Genomic DNA, 18,830 nt, shown 5'->3' on the forward strand with positions numbered 1-18,830 from the left:
TGAGTGATGGTGGAGATGTCCGCCGGTCTGCCGTCTCGATCAAGCTTTCTCCCCCGTGGCACGTCCGGAACTCGGCCCGGCACAAACGATCCCGCAACGGCCTGCGCCGCACGGGAAGGACAATCCTAGGAGAGCGGCGTTGGCCCCACTGCCCCGTGGCACGGCGGCTCGGGTCACGGTGGACCGGCCGGCGGTGGTGCGAGCGCGTAACCGCCGTCCCGCCGCACCACCATCGCCAGCGCCTCCAGCATGGACAGTTTGCGCATGGTGGTGCGCAGGTCCACCCCGGCGCGGGCCGCGACGCTCTCCAGGTCGAGCGCGCGGCGGCGGGGCAACGCCTCCAACACCTGGGTAGCCTCCTCGTCGAGCCGGTCCCGGGGACGCTCGGGCGCGCGGGCGAGCGGAGCCAGGTCGTATCCGATCCGCCCCACCTCCTCCAGCACGTGCGCGACGTTGGCGACCAGCCGGGCCTCCGGCCGCTCGCGCAGCACCTCGTGCCCGCCTACCGACATCGCGGAGGTCACCGGCCCGGGCACCACCATCGCCGGCCGGTGCAGGCCGAGCGCCCGGTTCAGCGTCTGGGTGGCGCCGCTGCGCGAGGCCGCCTCGACCAGCACCGTGCCACCTGTCGCCGCCGCGATCACCCGGTTGCGGATGAGGAACCGTGGCCGCAGCGGTTCCGCGCCCGGCATCCACTCGCTCACCAGCAGGCCGGTCTCGGTGATCCGGTCGAACAGGGCGGCGTTGCCCATCGGGTAGGGGCGGTCCACCCCGCAGGCGAGCACGGCCACGGTGCGCCCGCCCGCGGTCAGGGCCCCGCGATGTGCGGCGGAGTCGATGCCGAACGCCCCGCCGGACACGACGGTCCACTCCCGGTCGGCCAGGCCGTAGCCCAGTTCGGTGGCGACGTGCGTGCCGTAGGGGGTGGCCGCCCGGGCGCCGACCACGGCCACCGAGCGCGCCAGCGTCTCGCCCAGGGGCCACGCCCCGCGTACCCAGAAGCACAGCGGCGGGTCGGTCTCCATGTCGACCCGGCGGCTCGCGCCGGGCAACTCCAGCCGCTCCAGGTCGCCGACCCGCGTCGGCCATTCGTCGTCCTCCGGTGTGACCAGGCGGGCACCGAGCCGCTCGCCCCGGGTCAGTGCCTCGGCCGCGACCGCGCGGGGATCACCGGCCGCGGTGCGGGCCGCGACGGCCGACCGGAGCGCCCTTTCCGGAGCGTTCCCGGACAGCAGCAGGTCGAGCGCGGCCACCGGACCGAATCGAGCGACCAGGGCGTGCGTCGACCGGTTGCCGGGTTCGGTGAGCCAGGTGAGCGCGACCCGGGCCAACCGCTGGTCGTCGGCGCTCACGCGACCTCTCCCGTCCTGAGCTGAATGGCCTCCGCCACGTCGCCGTGGCCCGGCCGATCCCGCCCGTCCAGGTCGGCGATGGTCCAGGCGAGCCGGAGTACCCGGTCGTAGCCGCGCGCCGACAGCGAACCGGCGTCGAGCCGGTGGCGCAGATCCCGGGTGACGGCCGCCGGCAGGTGCCACGGCGGCCGGCGCAGGTAGGGGCCGGGCACGTCGGCGTTCACCCGGTGCCCGGTGGCCGCCCAGCGCCCGGCGGCCGCCTGCCGCGCGGCGACGACCCGGGCGGCCACCGTGGCCGAGGACTCGTGCCCGGCGTCGGTGCGCAGCAGTTCCGCAGCGCGTAGCGCCGTCAGCCCGACCTGCACGTCCACCCGGTCGAGCAGCGGCCCCGACAACCGCCCGAGGTAACGCCGCCGGGCCAGCGGTGTGCACTCGCAGTCGACGTCACCGGACGGCTTCGCGCAGGGGCAGGGGTTGGCGGCCAGCACCAGTTGGGTGCGGGCCGGGTATTCGGTGGCGCCCCGGGAGCGCGCCAGCCGGACCCGGCCGCTCTCCAGCGGCTGCCGCAACGCCTCCAGGGCGCCCTTGCTGAACTCGGGTGCCTCGTCCAGGAACAACACCCCACGGTGGGCCAGGGACACCGCGCCCGGCCGGGCCAGGCCGGAGCCGCCTCCGACGAGGGCCGGCACGGTGGCGGTGTGGTGCGGCGACTGGAACGGGGGGCGGCGCAGCAGCCCGCCACCGGGCGGCAGCAGGCCGGCGATCGAGTGCAGCGCGGTCACCTCCAGGGCGGCTTCGTCGTCCAGTTCGGGCAGCACCGACGGCAGTCGCTCGGCCAGCATCGTCTTGCCGGCTCCGGGCGGGCCGAGCAGCGCGAGGTGGTGACCGCCGGCGGCGGCGATCTCCACGGCGCGGCGGCCCAGTGGCTGGCCGGCCACGTCGGCGAGGTCGGGCCCGGCCGGGCCGTCGGCCGGGACCTGGGCGGGCGGGGTGAGCAGTGGGGTGCCGTCGCGGATGTGGGCGACGAGCCGGTGCAGGGTGTCGACCGCGTGCACCCGGATGCCGGGGATGACGGCCGCCTCGGCGGCGTTGCCGGCCGGCACGACGACCCGGGTGTGGCCGGCGCGGGCCGCGGCGGCGACCATCGGCAGGGTGCCCCGGACCGGGCGTACGGCACCGTCGAGGCCGAGTTCGCCGAGCACGACGACGGCGTCGAGCGCGACCGGTGGCAGCTCACCGGAGCCGGCCAGGACGGCGACGGCGATGGCGAGGTCGAACGCCGAGCCGTACTTCGGCAGGGTGGCGGGCAGCAGGTTGAGGGTGATGCGCCGGTTCGGCCACTTCTGACCCGAGTTGACGATCGCGGCGCGGACCCGGTCGCGGGCCTCGTGCAGTGCGGTGTCCGGCAGCCCGGAAATGACCACGGCGGGCAGTCCGGGGGCGAGGTCGGCCTCGACCTCGACCAGGTGCCCGGCGACCCCGGCCAGGCCGACGCTGAGCACTTTCGCGTATCCCATGTCAGAACGCGCCGCGGAGGTGCTCGACCCGGGCCCTGCCGGTGACCGGGAGCCGGACGGAGAGGACGTCGAAGCGGATCTCGTCCGCGGTGGTGCCGGTCTCGGCGAGCCAGCGCGCGGCCAGGCCGCGCAGCCGGCGGGCCTTGGCCCGGACGACGGCCTCGGCCGGGGAGCCGAACTCCTCGGTACGGCGGGTCTTGACCTCGCAGATGGCCAGGACGGGGCCCTCCCAGGCGATGATGTCGATCTCGCCCTCGCGACAGCGCCAGTTGCGGGCGACCGGGCGCAGGCCGGTCTCGATCAGGTGCCGCAGCGCGCACCGCTCGCCGTACGCCCCGACGGCTCGGTTCCGGTTCGTCATGCCGGCCAGGATGCGCCCGGGGTGGCCCAGGGCGGCGGGGCAGAGGTGGCTGCCTGTGGATGGACAGGCGATTGTGGACGAGGTCGCGATCATCGGGTCGGCGTGGTAGAGATGCTGACCGCCAGCCACGACACCGGGTGGAGTCATGGCCGCACTCGGCAACGCCGCGATCGGCGCACTCCGCATCGCCGACGTCACCAACATCGCCGCAGCGAACCGGCATCACGCCCGCGACAGCACCCGGCCCCCTGGCCCTACTCGGCATCACCTGAGGACTTTGCCGGGGCCCTGTGCACCACATCAGCTGAACCGGCTCCGGCGGCGCGGCGTCTCGTGGCGGAGAAAACTGTCGCCTGCCGTTTTCAAGCGAACATTATGAGCACATTCCGCGCCCACTTTCGCTAGCTGCATTGACTCCTGTAAGACGCCCGTCGATTCAGTCAATTGAGCTCGCAGTTGACCGACCCGCACGGAGTTGGAGGGAGTCACATGAGGGCACGTGCACTGCGCATTCTCGTCGCCACGCTCCTTGCCACATTCGGTGGGCTCGCCGCTCCCAGCTCGCCAGCGTTGGCCGCGCCCACGTTCAAGGTGCCGTTCCCCTGTGGGCAGGCCTGGTCCGGGCAGACCCGCACCAACCACAGCCCCGCGAACGCGGTCGACTTCAACCGCACCGACGACGCCGGCGACCCGGTCGTCGCGAGTGCGCCCGGCACGGTCGACGTGGTGAAGAACCTGGGTGACACCAGCTACGGCCGCTACGTACGGATCAACCACGGCGGCGGCTACACCACCTACTACGCACACCTCAGCGGCTTCAACGTCTCCGTCGGCCAGAGCGTGCAGCACGGGCAGGTCATCGGCTACGTCGGCACCAGCGGCAACTCCTCCGGCGCGCACCTGCACTATGAACAGCGCCTCAACGGCAGCGACATCAAGGTCCGCTTCAACGGCACCCTCGCCCTCTACTGGGGCACCCGCACCTACACCAGCGACAACGGCTGCTCCACCCCCACCGAGCCCGGCACCGCCACCGGCACCGTCAACACCGCCAGCGCACCCCTGACCGTCCGCTCCGGACCCGGCACCGGCTACACCTCCGTCGGCACCGTCACCGACGGCACCCGAGTCACCATCTCCTGCCAGACCACAGGCACCAGCGTCACCGGCACCTACGGCACCAGCACCATCTGGGACCGCATCGGCGCCGGCCGGTTCATCTCCGACGCCTACGTCTACACCGGCTCCGACGGCTTCATCCCCGGCGTACCCCGCTGCTGAGCCATCCCCATCCCACCCCTTAATAAACTGATTGATTAGCGTCGATTCGCGTGCCACCCGATTCCCGTCGCACCACACGGGGACTCATAACGTTCCGCCCTTCCGACAGCATGCACGAAAGGAAGACCTTGAAGACACTCAACATCCACCGGGCAGGTGCCCGGCGGCGGTGGTCGGCGGCAGCCGTCACGCTGCTGGCCGTCGTCACCGGTGCTGTGGTCAACCCCGCCCCCGCCTCGGCATCGTCGGTCAACACCAACACCAACACCAACTTCGTCCAGGTCTACGTCAACAACGTGGAGAATCTGCTGACGTCGGGCGAGAAGTGCCCAGGTGACTGGCAGGACCTCGTCTACTACATGAAGCGGCAGGAATTCAGCCCGGATCTCTTCCTGGTCCAGCAGATCGATCCGCAGCGGGAGCTTCCCAAGCTGTTGGAGAAGATGAACACCGAGCTCGCCGGGGTGTTCAAGGCCGTGGTGGCGGAGACCAACCCCGTCTTCGACGCGACCCCCGTGCACGGCGGCGGGCACCATCGAGAAGGGCTACCAGACCAACGCCATCATCTACCGTGAGGGCCGGTTCGATCTGCGCGGGGCCAAGTCAATCTGGCAGTCCTACCAACCGAATTCCACCAACTGCACCGGCCTGGCGAAGCTGTCCCGCTCGATCAACGTCGCGCAGCGCCTCTACGACCAGATCTCCGGTAAGGAGATCGCGGTCAGCTCCATCCACTGGCCGTGGCACGGATCCGGCAACACCACCGCCACGTGTCCGAAGCAGAACGCGGCGATGACGGCCAACAAGATGAAGGCGTTCACCGGCACCGCGCTCTCCATCATCGGCGGCGACACCAACCAGCAGGACCGCGACGGTGGCTCGTGGCGGGGCTGGTACGGCACCATGCGTTCCACCGCAGCCGACGGACACGGCTACAGCGACGCCGCGTACGACGACTGTGAGGAGCCCGGGCAGCCGGGCACCATCTTCGACTGCACGCTGAGCAAGCACTGGACGCACAGTGGCGGCGACCACCGGTTCGACTACCTCTTCGCCCGGCGCCCGGCCGGCCCGGCCAACATGGGCTACGAGCACACCGTCACGTTCAACGAGGCTGACGCGGCCGACGACTACTACACCGGCACCGATAACGCTGACCTGCACTACTCCTCTCACCGAGCGATCCGCGCCCGGATCTACTACTGACCGGGTCGGTGTCCCGGTTCGCCCTCCGGCGAACCGGGACACCGAAACGTTCCCCCGCCGCGCTCTGCCCGTCAGCTTCCGGGAAAGAGGGGCTATTCCGCCTCGGACAGCACCTCTTTCCCTGTTTCTGCGTCCGAGGGCGGCGGGCAGGGCACCGGCACAGTCGGCCGTGCGGGTGCCCTCGGAGCTCGTCTGCGTCGGGTCCCGCGACGGACGGCCCCGGTGGCCGAAGCCGTCGGCGTCACCGAAAGTGATCGGTTGATGACCTGACAAAGTCCGTCCGAGCTGGGGCAACGTCCCTGGCGGGCCCGGATGGCGCGGCTGGGGCCGGTCGCATACCGTGCCGGTCGTGGACGGACGACGGAGCTATCCCGAGGATGAACAGGGGTCGCGATGGGGCGACCGCGGATACGAGTCGGACTGGCGCGCAGCGGGTGAGTCCCGCTACCGCGACGACGACTACCGCACGCCGGAGCAACGCGCCGGTGAGAGCCGGTACGCCGAGCCGGGCCGGTACCCCGCCGCCGACCCCCTGGTGGACGACACCAGCGGCTGGCGGTCCCAGCGTCCGGACGACCCGGAGGTCTCCGGCGAGCTGCCCGGACGGGCGGCCCGGCGGGCGGCGCGTGAGTCGGCGGGCGCGCACGGCGACGACCCGCTGAGCGCGGTGTCCCGCAGCGGTGTCGACGCGCTCGGCACCGCCGCGCACGGCAACCCGCTCGGCGCCGCCCCGGCGGGCCCGCTCGGGGCCCCGGCACCGGACCCGCTGGCCGGTACGTCCCGTGCTGGCGGCGATCCGTACGGCCTCGCGGCCCACGGCGGCGAGGCCCACAGCGGCGGTAACGCCCTCGCCCTCGGCGCGGTCGACCAGTCCCGTCCGGGTCCGCTCGGCGGCTACCCGGTCGTCGATGCCGGCCGGGGGGCCGAGCCGCCGGCGGCGGGCGGGGTCGACCCGTCGGCGGCGGGACGGCTGAACCCGGGCGAGGCGACGCCGCTGCGGATCGGCGAGCGTCCGGGCGGTCCGCCGGGACCGGCGGTGGGCCCGAACCCGCTGGAGATGCCGACCGGCCCGATGCCGGCGCTCATGCCCCGACCGGAGGGTCCGCCGCCCGGTGACGGTGTCTACCGGACCCGGCGGCCGGCGCTCGCGGTGCTGCTGGCGCTGATGGTGTTGGTGCTGGAGGTGCCCGCGGTACGGGTGTTGCTGCACGGCCTGTTCGGCGACCCGGTGTCGACCTCGCACGTCGTGGTGGGCATGTTCCTGGTGGTCGGGCTGCCGATCTTCGGCACCGGCCTGTACGGGCTGCGTACCGGTGGCCTGGCGCTCGCCGACGGCGGCCGGGGCTGGCTGCGCCCGCCGACGGCCTACCTGACCGTCGGGCTGGTCCTCTTCCTCGCCGCCGCCCTCGCGGCCCGCTGAGCGGGTGAGCCTCCACTGATCCCGTACGCCGGCGTGGCGGTGTCACCGAAAGGTTGATGCCGCCACGTCGCCGTCATCGAGTCGATCGAGCGCGGGAGCGCGAAAGGCGGGTGTCCCGCACCCCGGGGCCGGGGGGCGGGGCAGGCGCGTACACTTGTCGACTGGCGACCGCCTCGCGCGGTCGACCTCGCGTGCCCTCTCCACGGTCGTTGCCGTGGAGCGACGGCCTCCCTGGTCCCGGTCCTGAATGCCGGGCCCACCCTGGCCGGCGATCGGGCACCAGGCGTCCGGCCGCCGGCCGGATGGACAACCAGGGACAAAAGTAGGAGTACCCACCATGGCCGTCGTGACCATGCGTCAGCTGCTGGAAAGCGGTGTGCACTTCGGGCACCAGACCCGGCGCTGGAACCCGAAGATGAAGCGCTTCATCTTCACCGAGCGCAATGGCATCTACATCATCGACCTGCGCCAGACGCTCGACTACATCGAGAAGGCGTACGAGTTCATCCGCACCACCGTCGCCGGTGGCGGCAGCATCCTGTTCGTCGGCACCAAGAAGCAGGCTCAGGAGGCCATCGCCGAGCAGGCGACCCGGGTCGGCCAGCCGTACGTCAACCACCGCTGGCTCGGTGGCATGCTGACCAACTTCCAGACCGTGTACAAGCGGCTGCAGCGGATGAAGGAGCTGGAGGCCCTGGGTGACCTGAGCGGCACCGCCGCCGGTTACACCAAGAAGGAGACGCTCCAGCTCTCCCGCGAGAAGATCAAGCTGACCAAGACCCTCGGTGGTCTGCGGGACATGCAGAAGCTCCCGGCCGCGGTCTGGATCGTGGACACCAAGAAGGAGCACATCGCGGTCGACGAGGCCCGCAAGCTGGGCATCCCGGTGATCGCCGTCCTCGACACCAACTGCGACCCGGACGAGGTCGACTTCCCGATCCCGGGCAACGACGACGCCATTCGCTCGGCCGAGCTGCTGACCCGGGTCGTCGCCGCCGCCGTCGCCGACGGTCTGATCGCCCGCTCCGGCCGTAACCGGGGGGCCGACGACAAGCCGGAGGCCGGCCAGGTCGGCGCCGACGAGCCGCTGGCCGAGTGGGAGCGGGAGCTGCTCGAGGAGCCGAAGAAGGCCGACGAGCAGCCGACCGCCCCCACCGCCACCACCGCCACCACCGAGCAGCCGGCCGCCGCCGCTGCCGAGCAGCCGGCCGCCACCGAGCAGCCGGCGACCGCTCCGGTCGAGCAGCCGGCCGCCGCCACCGGGGCCGAGCAGCCGGCGACTGCCGCCGCGGAGTGATCTCGCCGTCGCGTCCCCACCGTCCGGTTTCCCGGTCGGTGGGGCGCGACGGGTACGCCGGGCAGAACCGGCCCGGATCCGGGTAACCGGCAACCAGACCGTCTCACTGACACCGAAGAGAGAGTCATGTCCAACTTCACCGCCGCGGACGTCAAGAAGCTCCGCGACCTCACCGGCGCCGGCATGATGGACTCCAAGAAGGCGCTGACCGAGGCCGAGGGCGACTTCGACAAGGCCGTCGAGATCCTGCGCGTCAAGGGCGCCAAGGACGTCGGCAAGCGGGCCGGCCGCACCGCCGCCAACGGCCTCGTCGCCCACTCCGGCCAGGCGCTGCTCGAGCTCAACTGCGAGACCGACTTCGTCGCCAAGAACGACGCCTTCATCACGCTGGCCCAGCAGCTCGTCGAGCACGGCGTGGCCAGCGGCGCCGGCAACGCCGAGGAGCTGCTCGCCAGCACCGTCGACGGCAAGACCGTGGCCGACCTGATCCAGGAGCAGTCCGCCAAGATCGGCGAGAAGCTGGTGCTGAACCGCTTCGCCAAGCTGGACGGCACCACCGCGGTCTACCTGCACCGCAAGAGCCAGGATCTGCCCCCCGCGGTCGGCGTGCTGGTGCGGTACACCGGCAAGACCGACGAGGCGGCGGACGCCGACGCCCGTGGTGTCGCCATGCAGATCGCCGCGATGCGGCCGAAGTACCTCACCCGGGACCAGGTCCCGGCGGAGATCGTCGAGTCGGAGCGGCGCATCGCCGAGCAGACCGCCCGGGAGGAGAACAAGCCCGAGGCGGCGCTGCCGAAGATCGTCGAGGGCCGGGTGAACTCCTTCTTCAAGGACTTCGTCCTGCTGGAGCAGTCGTCGGTCGCCGACAACAAGAAGACCGTCAAGCAGGTGCTGGCCAACGCCGGCATCGAGGTGACCGACTTCCTGCGGTTCGAGGTCGGCCAGGCCTGAGCCGCCGCGCCGGGACGTCGCGTCCGGGCGTAGGGGAACGTCGACGAGGAGGCCGCCGGTGTACGTGACAGGCACCGCGGCCTCCTCGTCACATAGGGTCGGCAAGGGCAGGTATGCGACGCTCGCGCGGTGCGCGAGGAGAAGGGGCGGGGCGGATGACGCAGGTTGTGAGTGACCGGAGCCTGGCGGCGGATGATCCGACCGCCCCTCCGTCCGGTCGGGCCCGCCGGGTGGTGCTGAAGCTCTCCGGTGAGGTCTTCGGCGGCGGCGCGATCGGCGTCGACCCCGACGTCGTGCAGGGCATCGCCCGGCAGATCGCCACCGTGGTGCGTCTCGGCGTGCAGGTCTCCGTGGTGGTCGGCGGCGGCAACTTCTTCCGCGGCGCCGAGTTGCAGAAGCGCGGCATGGACCGGGCCCGCGCCGACTACATGGGCATGCTGGGCACCGTGATGAACTGCCTCGCCCTCCAGGACTTCCTGGAGAAGGAGGGCATCGAGACCCGGGTGCAGACCGCCATCACGATGGCGCAGGTCGCCGAGCCGTACATTCCGCTGCGGGCGATCCGGCACCTGGAGAAGGGCCGCGTGGTCATCTTCGGTGCGGGCGCCGGCATGCCGTACTTCTCCACCGACACCGTGGCCGCCCAGCGGGCGCTGGAGATCCGCGCGGACGTGGTGCTGATGAGCAAGAACGGCGTGGACGCGGTCTACACCGCCGACCCCCGGATCGACCCGACCGCGAACAAGCTCGACTCGATCACCTTCTCCGAGGTGCTGCGTCGTAACCTGCGGGTGGCCGACGCCGCCGCGTTCAGTCTCTGCATGGAGAACGGGCTGCCGATGCTGGTCTTCGGCGCCCAGGGTGACGACACCATCGTCCGCGCCGTCGGCGGTGAGAAGATCGGCACGCTGATCACCGCCTGACGGCCCGCCGCCACCGGCAGCGGCCCCTCTGCCCAGCAGCATCCGCACCACCCATGACGAGCGACAGAAGGAGGCGAGGAGACCGGTGATCGACGACACCCTCCTCGAGGCGGAGGAGAAGATGGAGCGTGCCACCGAGCACGCCAAGGAGGAGTTCGGCGGGATCCGTACCGGTCGCGCCAACGCCGCCATGTTCTCCCGCATCATGATCGATTACTACGGCAGCCCGACCCCGCTGCCGCAGATGGCATCCATCGCGGTACCCGAGCCGCGCATGGTGATCATCAAGCCGTACGACAACTCGCAACTGGCCGCCATGGAAAAGGCGATCCGCGACTCGGACCTCGGGGCCAACCCGAACAACGAGGGCAACCAGCTGCGCATCGTCCTGCCGCAGATGACCGAGGAGCGGCGCCGCGACATGATCAAGGTCGCCCGGCAGAAGGGCGAGGAGGCCAAGGTCGCCGTCCGCAACATCCGCCGCAAGGCCAAGGAGGAGCTGGACCGCCTGGTCAAGGACGGCGAGGTCGGCGAGGACGAGGGCCGGCGCGCGGAGAAGGAACTGGACGACCTGACCCAGCGCTTCGTCGCCGGCGTCGACGAACTGGTCAAGCACAAGGAGAGCGAGCTGCTCGAAGTCTGAGCCGCGGACGCACCCGTCACGGCACCGCGCTGCCACCCACCCGGGCGGCGGCCGGTGCCGTCGTCGTGCCCGGCGGCGCACGCCCTCGGCGCTGCGGCGGGTGCAGTAGGCTCGGCACGATTCCGGCCACCACGGGGTGAACGGCGGGAGTCGTCCGGCCCTCGGCCGGTCAACAGGAAGAGTCTCACGCCGTAGGGGATGGTTTTGTTCTTGTGTCATGTGGTGACTCCCGCACCGTCTGCCGGTGCGTGATGTCCCACCCCGACCCCTACGGCAACGCCGAGCCGCGCGGCTGGGAGCGCCAACCCGCCGCCCTGCCCTGGCCGGACGCCGACCTGGAACCCGGCCCGTGGCGGCACACCGGTCCGGACGCCGGAGCGCACCCCGCCGACCGTGAGGGATACGCCGCGTCGGAGACGTACGCGCCGCCGGCTGCGCCCCCGCCGACGTACACCTCGCCAGCGGTCGAGCCGTACCCCGCCCGCCGGCCGGACGGGCCGCGCGACGACTTCGGGGCCGACACCGGCGGCGGCCCGCGGGGGGACGACGAGTACCCGACCGCGCAGATCGCGCCGGTGCGCGACGAGCCCACCGACCACGTCCTCGTGCCGGCCGACGAGCCCGCGCCGCCGTCCGGCCGCCGGGGCCGGGGTCGCCGCCGGGCCGGAGCCGGACGCCCCCCGAACGCCGCGCCGAGGACCTCCCGGGCGGGACGCAACCTGCCGGCCGCGATCGGTGTCGGTGTGGCGTTGGGCGCCGCGGTCGTGGTGCCGCTGTTCTTCTTCCTGCCGGCGTTCCTCGCGGTGCTGGCCGTCGCGGTGGCGATCGGCTGCTGGGAGATGGCCCGCGCGGTGCGCCGCAGCGGCGCACACCCGCCGCTGGTGCCGCTTGTCGCCGGTGGGGTGCTCATGGTGGGGCTGGGCTGGTTCGCCGGCCCGGACGCGCTGTGCCTCGGGCTGCTGGTGACCGTGCTGGGCATGATGATCTGGCGGCTGGGCGACGGGCCCGGCGACTACCAGCGTGACCTGACCGCGGCCACCCTGATCGCCGTCTACGTGCCGTTCCTCGCCGGCTTCGCCGCCATGCTCGCGGCGGCACCCGGCGACGGGCGCCTGCGGGTGCTGGTCACGCTCGTGGCGGTGGTGCTCTCCGACACCGGTGGGTACGCCGCCGGGGTGCACTTCGGAAAGCACCCGATGGCGCCCATGATCAGCCCGAAGAAGTCCTGGGAGGGCTTCGTCGGCTCGGTCACGGCCGCGGCGGTGGGCAGCGCCGTGCTGCTGTGGGCGCTGCTCGACGTGGCTCCCTGGTGGGGGGCGCTGTTCGGGATGGCGATCTCCTGCACGGCGGTGCTCGGCGACCTCGCCGAGTCGATGATCAAGCGGGATCTGGGCGTCAAGGACATGAGCAACCTGCTGCCCGGGCACGGCGGCCTGATGGACCGGCTGGACTCGGTCCTGTTCGCGGTGCCGACGGCCTATCTGCTGCTGGCAGTGTTCGTTCCGGTGGTGGGCTGAGGGATGAATCACGGCGGCGACCCGCGTCGGGCCAGCCGTCCGGGGGCGATTCGACACGGCCGGACGGGTGTGTCCGGCCCGACGCGTGTCAGACTGGACGCGCCATGACGAGCCTGCCACTGATCTCCGTAGACCCCGACGCCCGCGGCCGCCGGCCCTCGATGCCGCCCCGCCACCTCGCCGACCTGGACCTGCCGGGCCGGCAGTCGCTCGTCACCGAGCTGGGTGAGCCCGCGTTCCGTGCCAAGCAGGTCTCGAACCACTACTTCGGGCGCCTCGTGCGTGACCCGGAGCAGATGACCGACCTGCCGGCGGCGACCCGGGAGCGGCTGGCCGGCACGCTGCTGCCCACCCTGCTCACCCCGGTACGCGAGATGGCCTGCGACGACGGCGCCACCCGCAAGGCGCTCTGGCGACTGCACGACGGCTCGCTGGTGGAGAGCGTGCTGATGGGCTACCCGGACCGGGTGACCGTGTGCATCTCCAGCCAGGCCGGCTGCGGCATGGCCTGCCCGTTCTGCGCCACCGGCCAGGCCGGGCTGACCCGGAACCTGTCCACCGCCGAGATCGTCGACCAGGCCGTCTACCTGGCCGGGGTGGCCGCCTCCGGGGCGGTGGCCGGTTCGCCGCCGCGGTTGTCGCACGTGGTGTTCATGGGCATGGGCGAGCCCCTGGCCAACTACTCGCGGGTGGTGGCGGCGATCCGGCGGCTGGTCGCGCCGGCACCGGAAGGGCTGGGCCTGTCCCAGCGGCACATCACCGTGTCCACGGTCGGGCTGGTCCCGGCGATCCGCAGGCTGGCCAGCGAGGACCTCTCGGTGACCCTTGCGTTGTCGCTGCACGCCCCCGATGATGAGCTGCGCGACGAACTCGTCCCGGTCAACCAGCGCTGGAAGGTGTCCGAGGTGCTGGACGCGGTGTGGGACTACGCGGCCACGACGGGGCGGCGCGTGTCCATCGAATACGCCATGATCAGGGACGTGAACGACCAGCCGTGGAGGGCCGATCTGCTCGGGCGGTTGTTGGCCGGCAAGTTGGTCCACGTGAACCTGATCCCGCTCAACCCGACCCCGGGCAGTCGCTGGGACGCCAGCCCGAAGCCGGTGGAGCGGGAGTTCGTCCGGCGGTTGCGCGACGCCGGTGTGTCCACCACGGTGCGGGACACCCGGGGGCGCGAGATCGACGGGGCATGTGGGCAGCTGGCCGCCGCCGAGGACACGGACGGCGACTCACGCGCGGCAACGCCGTAGCGGTACGAGACCAGGAGACATAGTGGCGAGTCAGGGTCAGCGTTTCCGGCGTAAGGCGCTCCGCCGGGGATACAAGGTCGACGAGGTCGACGCCTTCCTGGACCGGGTCGAGGCGACCCTGGACGGCCAGCCGGTGGGCGCTCCCGTGGCGTCCCAGGAGGTCCACGACGTCGTCTTCCGGGTCCGGTTCAACGGCTACGACGAGTGGCAGGTCGACCTGCACCTCGACCGGGTCGAGCGGCAGCTCGCCGAGTTGGAGGAGCGCGGCGGCGTACCGGCCGGTCGGGGCGGTGAACCCCGGACGGCCGACCGGCTCGGCCCGCCGGCGCGCGACGACCGTGGCCTGTCGCCGGTGCCGCAGCCCCCGATGCCGCCCCGGCCGATGCCGGCCCAACCCGGTCCGCCGGCGGACCGCTACAGCCGGGGTTACGACGAGCCGACAGGCGCGTTCGCCGGCGGCTACGACAACTCTCGCGGCGGCTACGACGCGCCCCGCGGCCCGGCGGGTCCCGGCCCGATGGGGCCGGGGGCGCCGATCGGGCACGGCGGCCCGCCGCCGCGTGGGCTGCCCGCGGGCCCGAGTGGTTACGGCCCCGGCCCGGACAGTGGGTTCGGCCCGGAGGAGCGCTTCGACGGGTTCGAGGCCGGCCGGCACGGTCGCACCGACATGACCGCCGAGATCCGGATGCCCGACCGGGAGCCACGCGGTCGTGGCCCGGCCGGGCCGCCCGCGCTTCCGCAGCAGCCGGCCTACGGCGGCCCGGAGCCCGGCTACGGTGGCCCGGACCCCGGTTACGGCCCTCCGGACCCCGGTTACGGCCCTCCGGACCGCGGCTACGGCCCTCCGGACCCCGGCTACGGCGCCCCGGAGCCCGGCTACGGCGCCCCGGACCGTGGCTTCGGCGCCCCGGAGCCCGGCTACGGCGCCCCGGAACCGGGCTACGGCCCACCGGACCGTGGCGGTTACGGGCGGCCGGACGACGGCTACGGCCCGGGTCCGTCGATGACCGGGCCGCCGCTGGTGAGCCAGCCGGCCGCCGGGCCGCCGATGGTGGGGCCGCCGATGGCCGGCCCGCCCGGAAGCGACCTGCACCGGATCGACCAGATCCGGCGGGGCTTCCAGGTCCGCCGGTTCGGCAGCGGATACGACCCCGATCAGGTCGACCGGTTCTTCGAGGCGCTGCTCGGCGGGATGCAGGGACGCAACCCGATGCCGGTGAACCCGAAGGACCTCGACACGCTGCGCTTCGGGCTGGTTCCCGGCGGCTACTTCGAGGCGGAGGTCGACGCCGCGCTCAAGGACGTGCAGGACATCGTGCTCGGTCGCTGACCGGCAGGCGTACGACGGTCAAGAGCCCGCCCCCGGCGTGGGGGCGGGCTCTTGACGGTGCCGTGGGCGCCGTGCGTCAGGACCGCAGACCGTTGCGGCGCAGCACGGCGTCGCCGATGACGATGGCGATCAGCAGCCCGGCGATACCGAACAGCCAGAGGTGCTCCACCCGGCCCTCCTCGATGCCGCAGAACGCCATCAACACCAAAGCCAGCGCCGACACCACCGCACCGATCCGTCCGGACTTGCGGTGCCCGGGCTTGTGCTGATCTGGCGCGGTTACCGGCTCGTCTCCTGCCACTGTCGGTCCTTCCCTCGCGATCGGATCTCCGCTCAGTCTGGCATGTCACGAACCGTGCTCGGCGCAGGGTCCGACCTCCCGGCCTGGGATGACCCGGGTGGGCGACGGGGGCCGGTGCGTCGCCCGCCGGCCGGCCCGGGTCGTTGGACCGTCCCGGTCGGGGCGGATGGGCACTACCGGCGTCGCGGGACGGCGAGCACACTGCCTCCGGTAGCGTCTTGACGTACACCTGATGCCTTTTCGAGGGGGACTGCGGTGCGAGTGACCGGTACGGGCCACGCCAGCATGCGGATCGACACGGCTGCGGGCAGCATCCTGTGCGACCCGTGGGTCAACCCGGCCTACTTCGCCTCGTGGTTCCCCTTCCCGGACAACTCCCAACTCGACTGGAACACCCTCGGGCAGGTCGACTACCTGTACGTGTCGCACCTGCACCGCGACCACTTCGACGCCAAGCACCTGCGTGACTTCGTGTCGAAGGACGCCACCGTCCTGCTGCCCGAGTTCCCCACCTCGGAGATGGAGGACGAGTTCCGGGAGTTGGGCTTCACCAAGTTCCTCAAGGCCCCGAACGAGCAGGTGGTGGAGCTGCCCGGCGGCCTGAAGATCATGATTCAGGCGTTGACCAGTCCGACCGACGGCCCGATCGGCGACTCGTCGCTCTGGGTCGAGTACGACGGGGTGCGGCTGCTCAACCAGAACGACGCGCGCCCGACCGACCTGACCGTCTTCGCCGAGCTGGGTCACGTGCACGCGCACATGCTCCAGTTCTCCGGCGCGATCTGGTACCCGATGGTCTACGAGCTGCCGCAGGCGGCGAAGACCGCGTTCGGCAAGCAGAAGCGGGACCGGCAGTTCGACCGCACCTGGCGTTACATCGACGACCTGAAGGCCGACCACGTCTTCCCGATCGCCGGCCCGCCGTGCTTCCTCGACGACGAGCTGTGGCAGTTCAACGACATCTTCGGCGACGAGGGCAACATCTTCCCCGACCAGTCGGTCTTCCTGGCCGAGTACGCCAAGGTCGGCGGCACCAACGGCATCGTGCTGCTGCCGGGCAGCGTCACCGAGGTGACCACCTCCGGGGCGACCACCACGCACCCGCAGCCGATCGAGGAGTTCTTCGCGAACAAGGTCGCCCACCTGGAGGAGATGCGGGAGCGCAAGCGCGGCGTCATCGAGGCCGAGAAGGCGTCCTGGCGGCACCCGGAGATCGACGTGCTGGCGGAGTTGAAGCGCCGGATCGAACCGCTGCTCGACGAGTCGATCTACCTGGCGAAGGGCGTGGGCGGCCCGGTCCGCTTCGACCTGGTCGGCTACGACGGGGTGGGTGTCGAATCCATCGTGGTGGACTTCCCGGGCAAGCAGGTCCGGCCGTACGCGGACGAGAAGGTGCGCTACCGGTTCCGCACCGAGCGGGCGCTGATCGAGCACCTGCTGCACATCGGCGAGGTGGACTGGGTCAACTCGCTCTTCCTGTCCTGCCGTTTCTCGGCGGCCCGCATCGGCCAGTACAACGAGTTCGTCTACGCGTTCTTCAAGTGCCTCTCCCAGGAGCGCCTCCAGTACGCCGAGGGCTGGTACGACGAGCACGAGCGGGCGGTCGACGCCGAGGACATCACGCTCGACGGCTGGGTGGTGCAGCGGCGCTGCCCGCACCTGAAGGCGGACCTGAGCCGGTTCGGCATCGTCGACGGCGACCAGCTCACCTGCCAGCTGCACGGCTGGAAGTTCGACCTGCCCAGCGGCCGGTGCCTGACCAGCGTCGGCCACAAGGTCCGCGCCCACCGGGCGGAGGCGGGCTGACGGCTGTGGGCACCGCCCGCCGCGACCGGACGGGTCAGGCGGGGGGCCCACCCCGCCCGAGGTCGGCGAGGATGCGGCGGGCGGCGTTGTGCCCGGCGGCGCCGATGACGCTGCCGGCCGGGTGGCAGCCGGCGCTGCCGGCGTACACGCCGTCGATGCCTGTGGCATACGGCATCCGGTCGGTGAACGACACCGTGTTGTCGACGTGGTGGATGTGCCCGCCGGTGATGCCGAAGTGGGCCTCGATGCGGGGCGGCGGCAGCGGCACCGCGTCCGCGACCAGGTCGCCGGTGCCCGGGGCGTACCGCTCGCAGATCGCGATCAGCCGCTCGACGTAGCCGGGCAGCGCCGCGTCCCAGGTGGTGCCGGCCACCTCGTAGGGCACCGACTGCACGAACAGCGCCGACGAGTGGTGTCCGGCGGCGTCGGACAGCGACGGGTCGACTGTGGTGTGCAGGTACCACTCGATTGTCGGCTCGTCCGGCAGCCGCCCGGCCCGCACGTCCGCCCACATGCCGCGCAGCGCCGCCATCGGCGGTTCGCCGCCCGCGCCGACCAGCGAGGCCGAGCCGGGCAGCAGGTGGATGGTCGAGCCGAACGGGCTCGGCGCGTCCGCCGGCAGGCAGGAAAAGCGGGGCAGCCCGGTCAGCGCCAGGTTGACCTTCAGCGTGGTGCCGGGGCGGCGGACCGCCGTCATCCGCGCGGCCAGCTCCGCCGGGAGCGCGCCGTCGGGCACCAGCTCCATCAGCCGGTACGGGTCGCAGGCGCCCAACACCACGGACGCGGCGACCTCCCGGCCGTCGGCCAGCACCACGCCGGCCGCGGCGCCCCCGGCCACGGTGATCGCGGTGACCGGCGCGTCCGTGACGATCCGTGCCCCCGCACCGCGGGCGGCCTCGGCGAACGTGCGCGACACCGTGCCCATCCCACCCTGGACGATCATCCAGGTGCCGTCCGCGCCGGGCAGCCGGCACATGTTGTGCGCCAGGAAGTTGTGCCCGGTGCCCGGGTCGTCCGGGCCGGCGTTGAGCCCGGACAGGCCGTCGGTGACCGCGTACATGCTGACCAGCAGCTCGGAGCGGAACTCGAAGCGGGCCAGGTGGTCGGCGACCGAGCCGCGGACCAGGTCGACGAAGACCTGCCGCAGCGCCGGCCGGATGTAGCGCTCGGCGGTCTCCTCGACCGGCAGTGGCTCGGCCAGCCACGCCGGGGCGAGATCCTCCCGCAGCTGGGCCAGTTCGGCCTGGAGCGCGTCGTCGGCGGCCACGTCGGCGGGGGAGAACATCTCCGTGAGCTGCCGCCGTGTCGCCGCGGCGTCGCTGCCGGCCAGCAGGTACGGCGAGCCGGGCCCGCCCGGAGTGGGCAGGAAGTAGTGCGGGTCGCGGCGCAGCACCGGGATGGTCACGTCGAGCGTGGCCAGCAGTTCCGGCGGCATCAGTCCGAGCAGGTACGACCCGGTGGAGTGGCGCAGGCCGGGCACCCGCGGGAACGGGCTCTCGGTGCGCGCCGCCCCGCCGACCACCCCGGCCGCCTCCAGCACCAGCACGTCGCGGCCGGCGGCGGCCAGCAGGGTCGCCGAGACCAGGCCGTTGTGCCCGGCGCCGACCACCACGACGTCCGCGCGGGCCGGCAGCTCACCCGCGTCGCTCATGCGGTGCCGCCGGGCATGTGC

General features: G+C 72.3%; 17 protein-coding genes. 12 read left to right on the forward strand and 5 right to left on the reverse strand.

Annotated features, from left to right (window positions below; translation table 11 throughout):
* Positions 1-173: 173 nt before the first annotated feature.
* Genes ACLQ2X_RS18190 through ACLQ2X_RS18200 form a run of 3 tightly spaced genes read right to left on the reverse strand, consistent with a single transcriptional unit; the run spans position 174 to position 3,230 of the window.
* Positions 174-1,439, reverse strand: coding sequence for a DNA-processing protein DprA (locus ACLQ2X_RS18190; protein WP_425682371.1), 1,266 nt, complete (start codon positions 1,437-1,439; stop codon positions 174-176).
* Positions 1,349-2,869, reverse strand: a complete 1,521-nt coding sequence (locus ACLQ2X_RS18195; RefSeq protein ID WP_425682224.1) for a YifB family Mg chelatase-like AAA ATPase — start codon at positions 2,867-2,869, stop codon at positions 1,349-1,351. Before ACLQ2X_RS18195 ends, ACLQ2X_RS18190 begins: the two co-directional genes overlap by 91 nt.
* 1 nt (position 2,870) lies before the next feature.
* Entirely contained in the window at positions 2,871-3,230 is a 360-nt protein-coding gene (locus ACLQ2X_RS18200; protein WP_425682225.1) for a YraN family protein, read from the reverse strand.
* A 489-nt stretch (positions 3,231-3,719) separates the two neighbouring features.
* Here ACLQ2X_RS18200 and ACLQ2X_RS18205 point away from each other — a divergent pair, with 489 nt between their 5' ends.
* The 11 genes from ACLQ2X_RS18205 to ACLQ2X_RS18255 all read left to right on the forward strand — a co-directional run bounded on the left by ACLQ2X_RS18205 (position 3,720) and on the right by ACLQ2X_RS18255 (position 15,051).
* Entirely contained in the window at positions 3,720-4,511 is a 792-nt protein-coding gene (locus ACLQ2X_RS18205) for a peptidoglycan DD-metalloendopeptidase family protein (RefSeq protein ID WP_425682226.1), read from the forward strand.
* Between the two features lie 128 nt (positions 4,512-4,639).
* Complete coding sequence (locus ACLQ2X_RS18210) at positions 4,640-5,086, forward strand: hypothetical protein (RefSeq protein WP_425682227.1); 447 nt, start codon at positions 4,640-4,642, stop codon at positions 5,084-5,086.
* Between the two features lie 217 nt (positions 5,087-5,303).
* Positions 5,304-5,717 carry a hypothetical protein gene (locus tag ACLQ2X_RS18215; protein ID WP_425682228.1) on the forward strand — a complete coding sequence of 138 codons (414 nt, stop codon included), beginning with the start codon at positions 5,304-5,306 and terminating at the stop codon, positions 5,715-5,717.
* 340 nt (positions 5,718-6,057) lie between these two features.
* On the forward strand, positions 6,058-7,137 hold the full coding sequence (locus tag ACLQ2X_RS18220) for a hypothetical protein (RefSeq protein ID WP_425682229.1): 1,080 nt from the start codon (positions 6,058-6,060) through the stop codon (positions 7,135-7,137).
* 337 nt (positions 7,138-7,474) lie between these two features.
* Positions 7,475-8,434: a 30S ribosomal protein S2 gene (rpsB, locus tag ACLQ2X_RS18225; protein ID WP_425682230.1), complete on the forward strand. Its 960-nt coding sequence runs from the start codon at positions 7,475-7,477 to the stop codon at positions 8,432-8,434.
* A gap of 126 nt (positions 8,435-8,560) precedes the next feature.
* A complete protein-coding gene (gene tsf, locus ACLQ2X_RS18230) occupies positions 8,561-9,388 on the forward strand; it encodes a translation elongation factor Ts (RefSeq protein ID WP_425682231.1) in 828 nt (275 codons plus the stop codon).
* Positions 9,389-9,543: 155 nt separating this feature from the next.
* Positions 9,544-10,311 carry a UMP kinase gene (gene pyrH, locus ACLQ2X_RS18235; RefSeq protein ID WP_425682232.1) on the forward strand — a complete coding sequence of 256 codons (768 nt, stop codon included), beginning with the start codon at positions 9,544-9,546 and terminating at the stop codon, positions 10,309-10,311.
* A gap of 85 nt (positions 10,312-10,396) precedes the next feature.
* Positions 10,397-10,954 (forward strand): ribosome recycling factor, encoded by a 558-nt coding sequence (gene frr / locus ACLQ2X_RS18240; protein WP_425682233.1) that lies wholly within the window; start codon positions 10,397-10,399, stop codon positions 10,952-10,954.
* Between the two features lie 251 nt (positions 10,955-11,205).
* The gene (locus ACLQ2X_RS18245; RefSeq protein WP_425682234.1) at positions 11,206-12,471 is read left to right on the forward strand and encodes a phosphatidate cytidylyltransferase; all 1,266 of its coding nucleotides are present in this window, start codon (positions 11,206-11,208) and stop codon (positions 12,469-12,471) included.
* 104 nt (positions 12,472-12,575) lie between these two features.
* Positions 12,576-13,721, forward strand: a complete 1,146-nt coding sequence (gene rlmN, locus ACLQ2X_RS18250; RefSeq protein WP_425682235.1) for a 23S rRNA (adenine(2503)-C(2))-methyltransferase RlmN — start codon at positions 12,576-12,578, stop codon at positions 13,719-13,721.
* Positions 13,722-13,743: 22 nt separating this feature from the next.
* Positions 13,744-15,051, forward strand: coding sequence for a DivIVA domain-containing protein (locus ACLQ2X_RS18255; RefSeq protein WP_425682236.1), 1,308 nt, complete (start codon positions 13,744-13,746; stop codon positions 15,049-15,051).
* A gap of 76 nt (positions 15,052-15,127) precedes the next feature.
* Here ACLQ2X_RS18255 and ACLQ2X_RS18260 read toward each other — a convergent pair whose 3' ends face one another.
* On the reverse strand, positions 15,128-15,352 hold the full coding sequence (locus tag ACLQ2X_RS18260) for a hypothetical protein (RefSeq protein WP_425682237.1): 225 nt from the start codon (positions 15,350-15,352) through the stop codon (positions 15,128-15,130).
* Between the two features lie 255 nt (positions 15,353-15,607).
* On the opposite strand from ACLQ2X_RS18260, the gene ACLQ2X_RS18265 reads away from it, so the two are divergent.
* On the forward strand, positions 15,608-17,158 hold the full coding sequence (locus ACLQ2X_RS18265) for a Rieske 2Fe-2S domain-containing protein (RefSeq protein ID WP_425682238.1): 1,551 nt from the start codon (positions 15,608-15,610) through the stop codon (positions 17,156-17,158).
* 34 nt (positions 17,159-17,192) lie between these two features.
* Here ACLQ2X_RS18265 and ACLQ2X_RS18270 read toward each other — a convergent pair whose 3' ends face one another.
* Positions 17,193-18,809, reverse strand: a complete 1,617-nt coding sequence (locus tag ACLQ2X_RS18270) for a phytoene desaturase family protein (protein WP_425682239.1) — start codon at positions 18,807-18,809, stop codon at positions 17,193-17,195.
* Positions 18,810-18,830 lie beyond the last annotated feature (21 nt).

It is taken from the genome of Micromonospora sp. DT31 (assembly GCF_049841795.1).
GTDB lineage: Bacteria > Actinomycetota > Actinomycetes > Mycobacteriales > Micromonosporaceae > Micromonospora.

Excerpts from the sequence above, each read along its gene's own strand:
- ACLQ2X_RS18270 (WP_425682239.1), bottom strand. The coding sequence starts at position 18,809 with ATGAGCGACGCGGGTGAGCTGCCGGCCCGCGCGGACGTCGTGGTGGTC.
- ACLQ2X_RS18215 (WP_425682228.1), top strand. The coding sequence starts at position 5,304 with ATGACGGCCAACAAGATGAAGGCGTTCACCGGCACCGCGCTCTCCATC.
- rlmN (WP_425682235.1), top strand. The coding sequence starts at position 12,576 with ATGACGAGCCTGCCACTGATCTCCGTAGACCCCGACGCCCGCGGCCGC.
- ACLQ2X_RS18245 (WP_425682234.1), top strand. The coding sequence starts at position 11,206 with ATGTCCCACCCCGACCCCTACGGCAACGCCGAGCCGCGCGGCTGGGAG.
- pyrH (WP_425682232.1), top strand. The coding sequence starts at position 9,544 with ATGACGCAGGTTGTGAGTGACCGGAGCCTGGCGGCGGATGATCCGACC.
- ACLQ2X_RS18195 (WP_425682224.1), bottom strand. The coding sequence starts at position 2,869 with ATGGGATACGCGAAAGTGCTCAGCGTCGGCCTGGCCGGGGTCGCCGGG.
- ACLQ2X_RS18200 (WP_425682225.1), bottom strand. The coding sequence starts at position 3,230 with ATGACGAACCGGAACCGAGCCGTCGGGGCGTACGGCGAGCGGTGCGCG.
- ACLQ2X_RS18205 (WP_425682226.1), top strand. The coding sequence starts at position 3,720 with ATGAGGGCACGTGCACTGCGCATTCTCGTCGCCACGCTCCTTGCCACA.
- tsf (WP_425682231.1), top strand. The coding sequence starts at position 8,561 with ATGTCCAACTTCACCGCCGCGGACGTCAAGAAGCTCCGCGACCTCACC.
- rpsB (WP_425682230.1), top strand. The coding sequence starts at position 7,475 with ATGGCCGTCGTGACCATGCGTCAGCTGCTGGAAAGCGGTGTGCACTTC.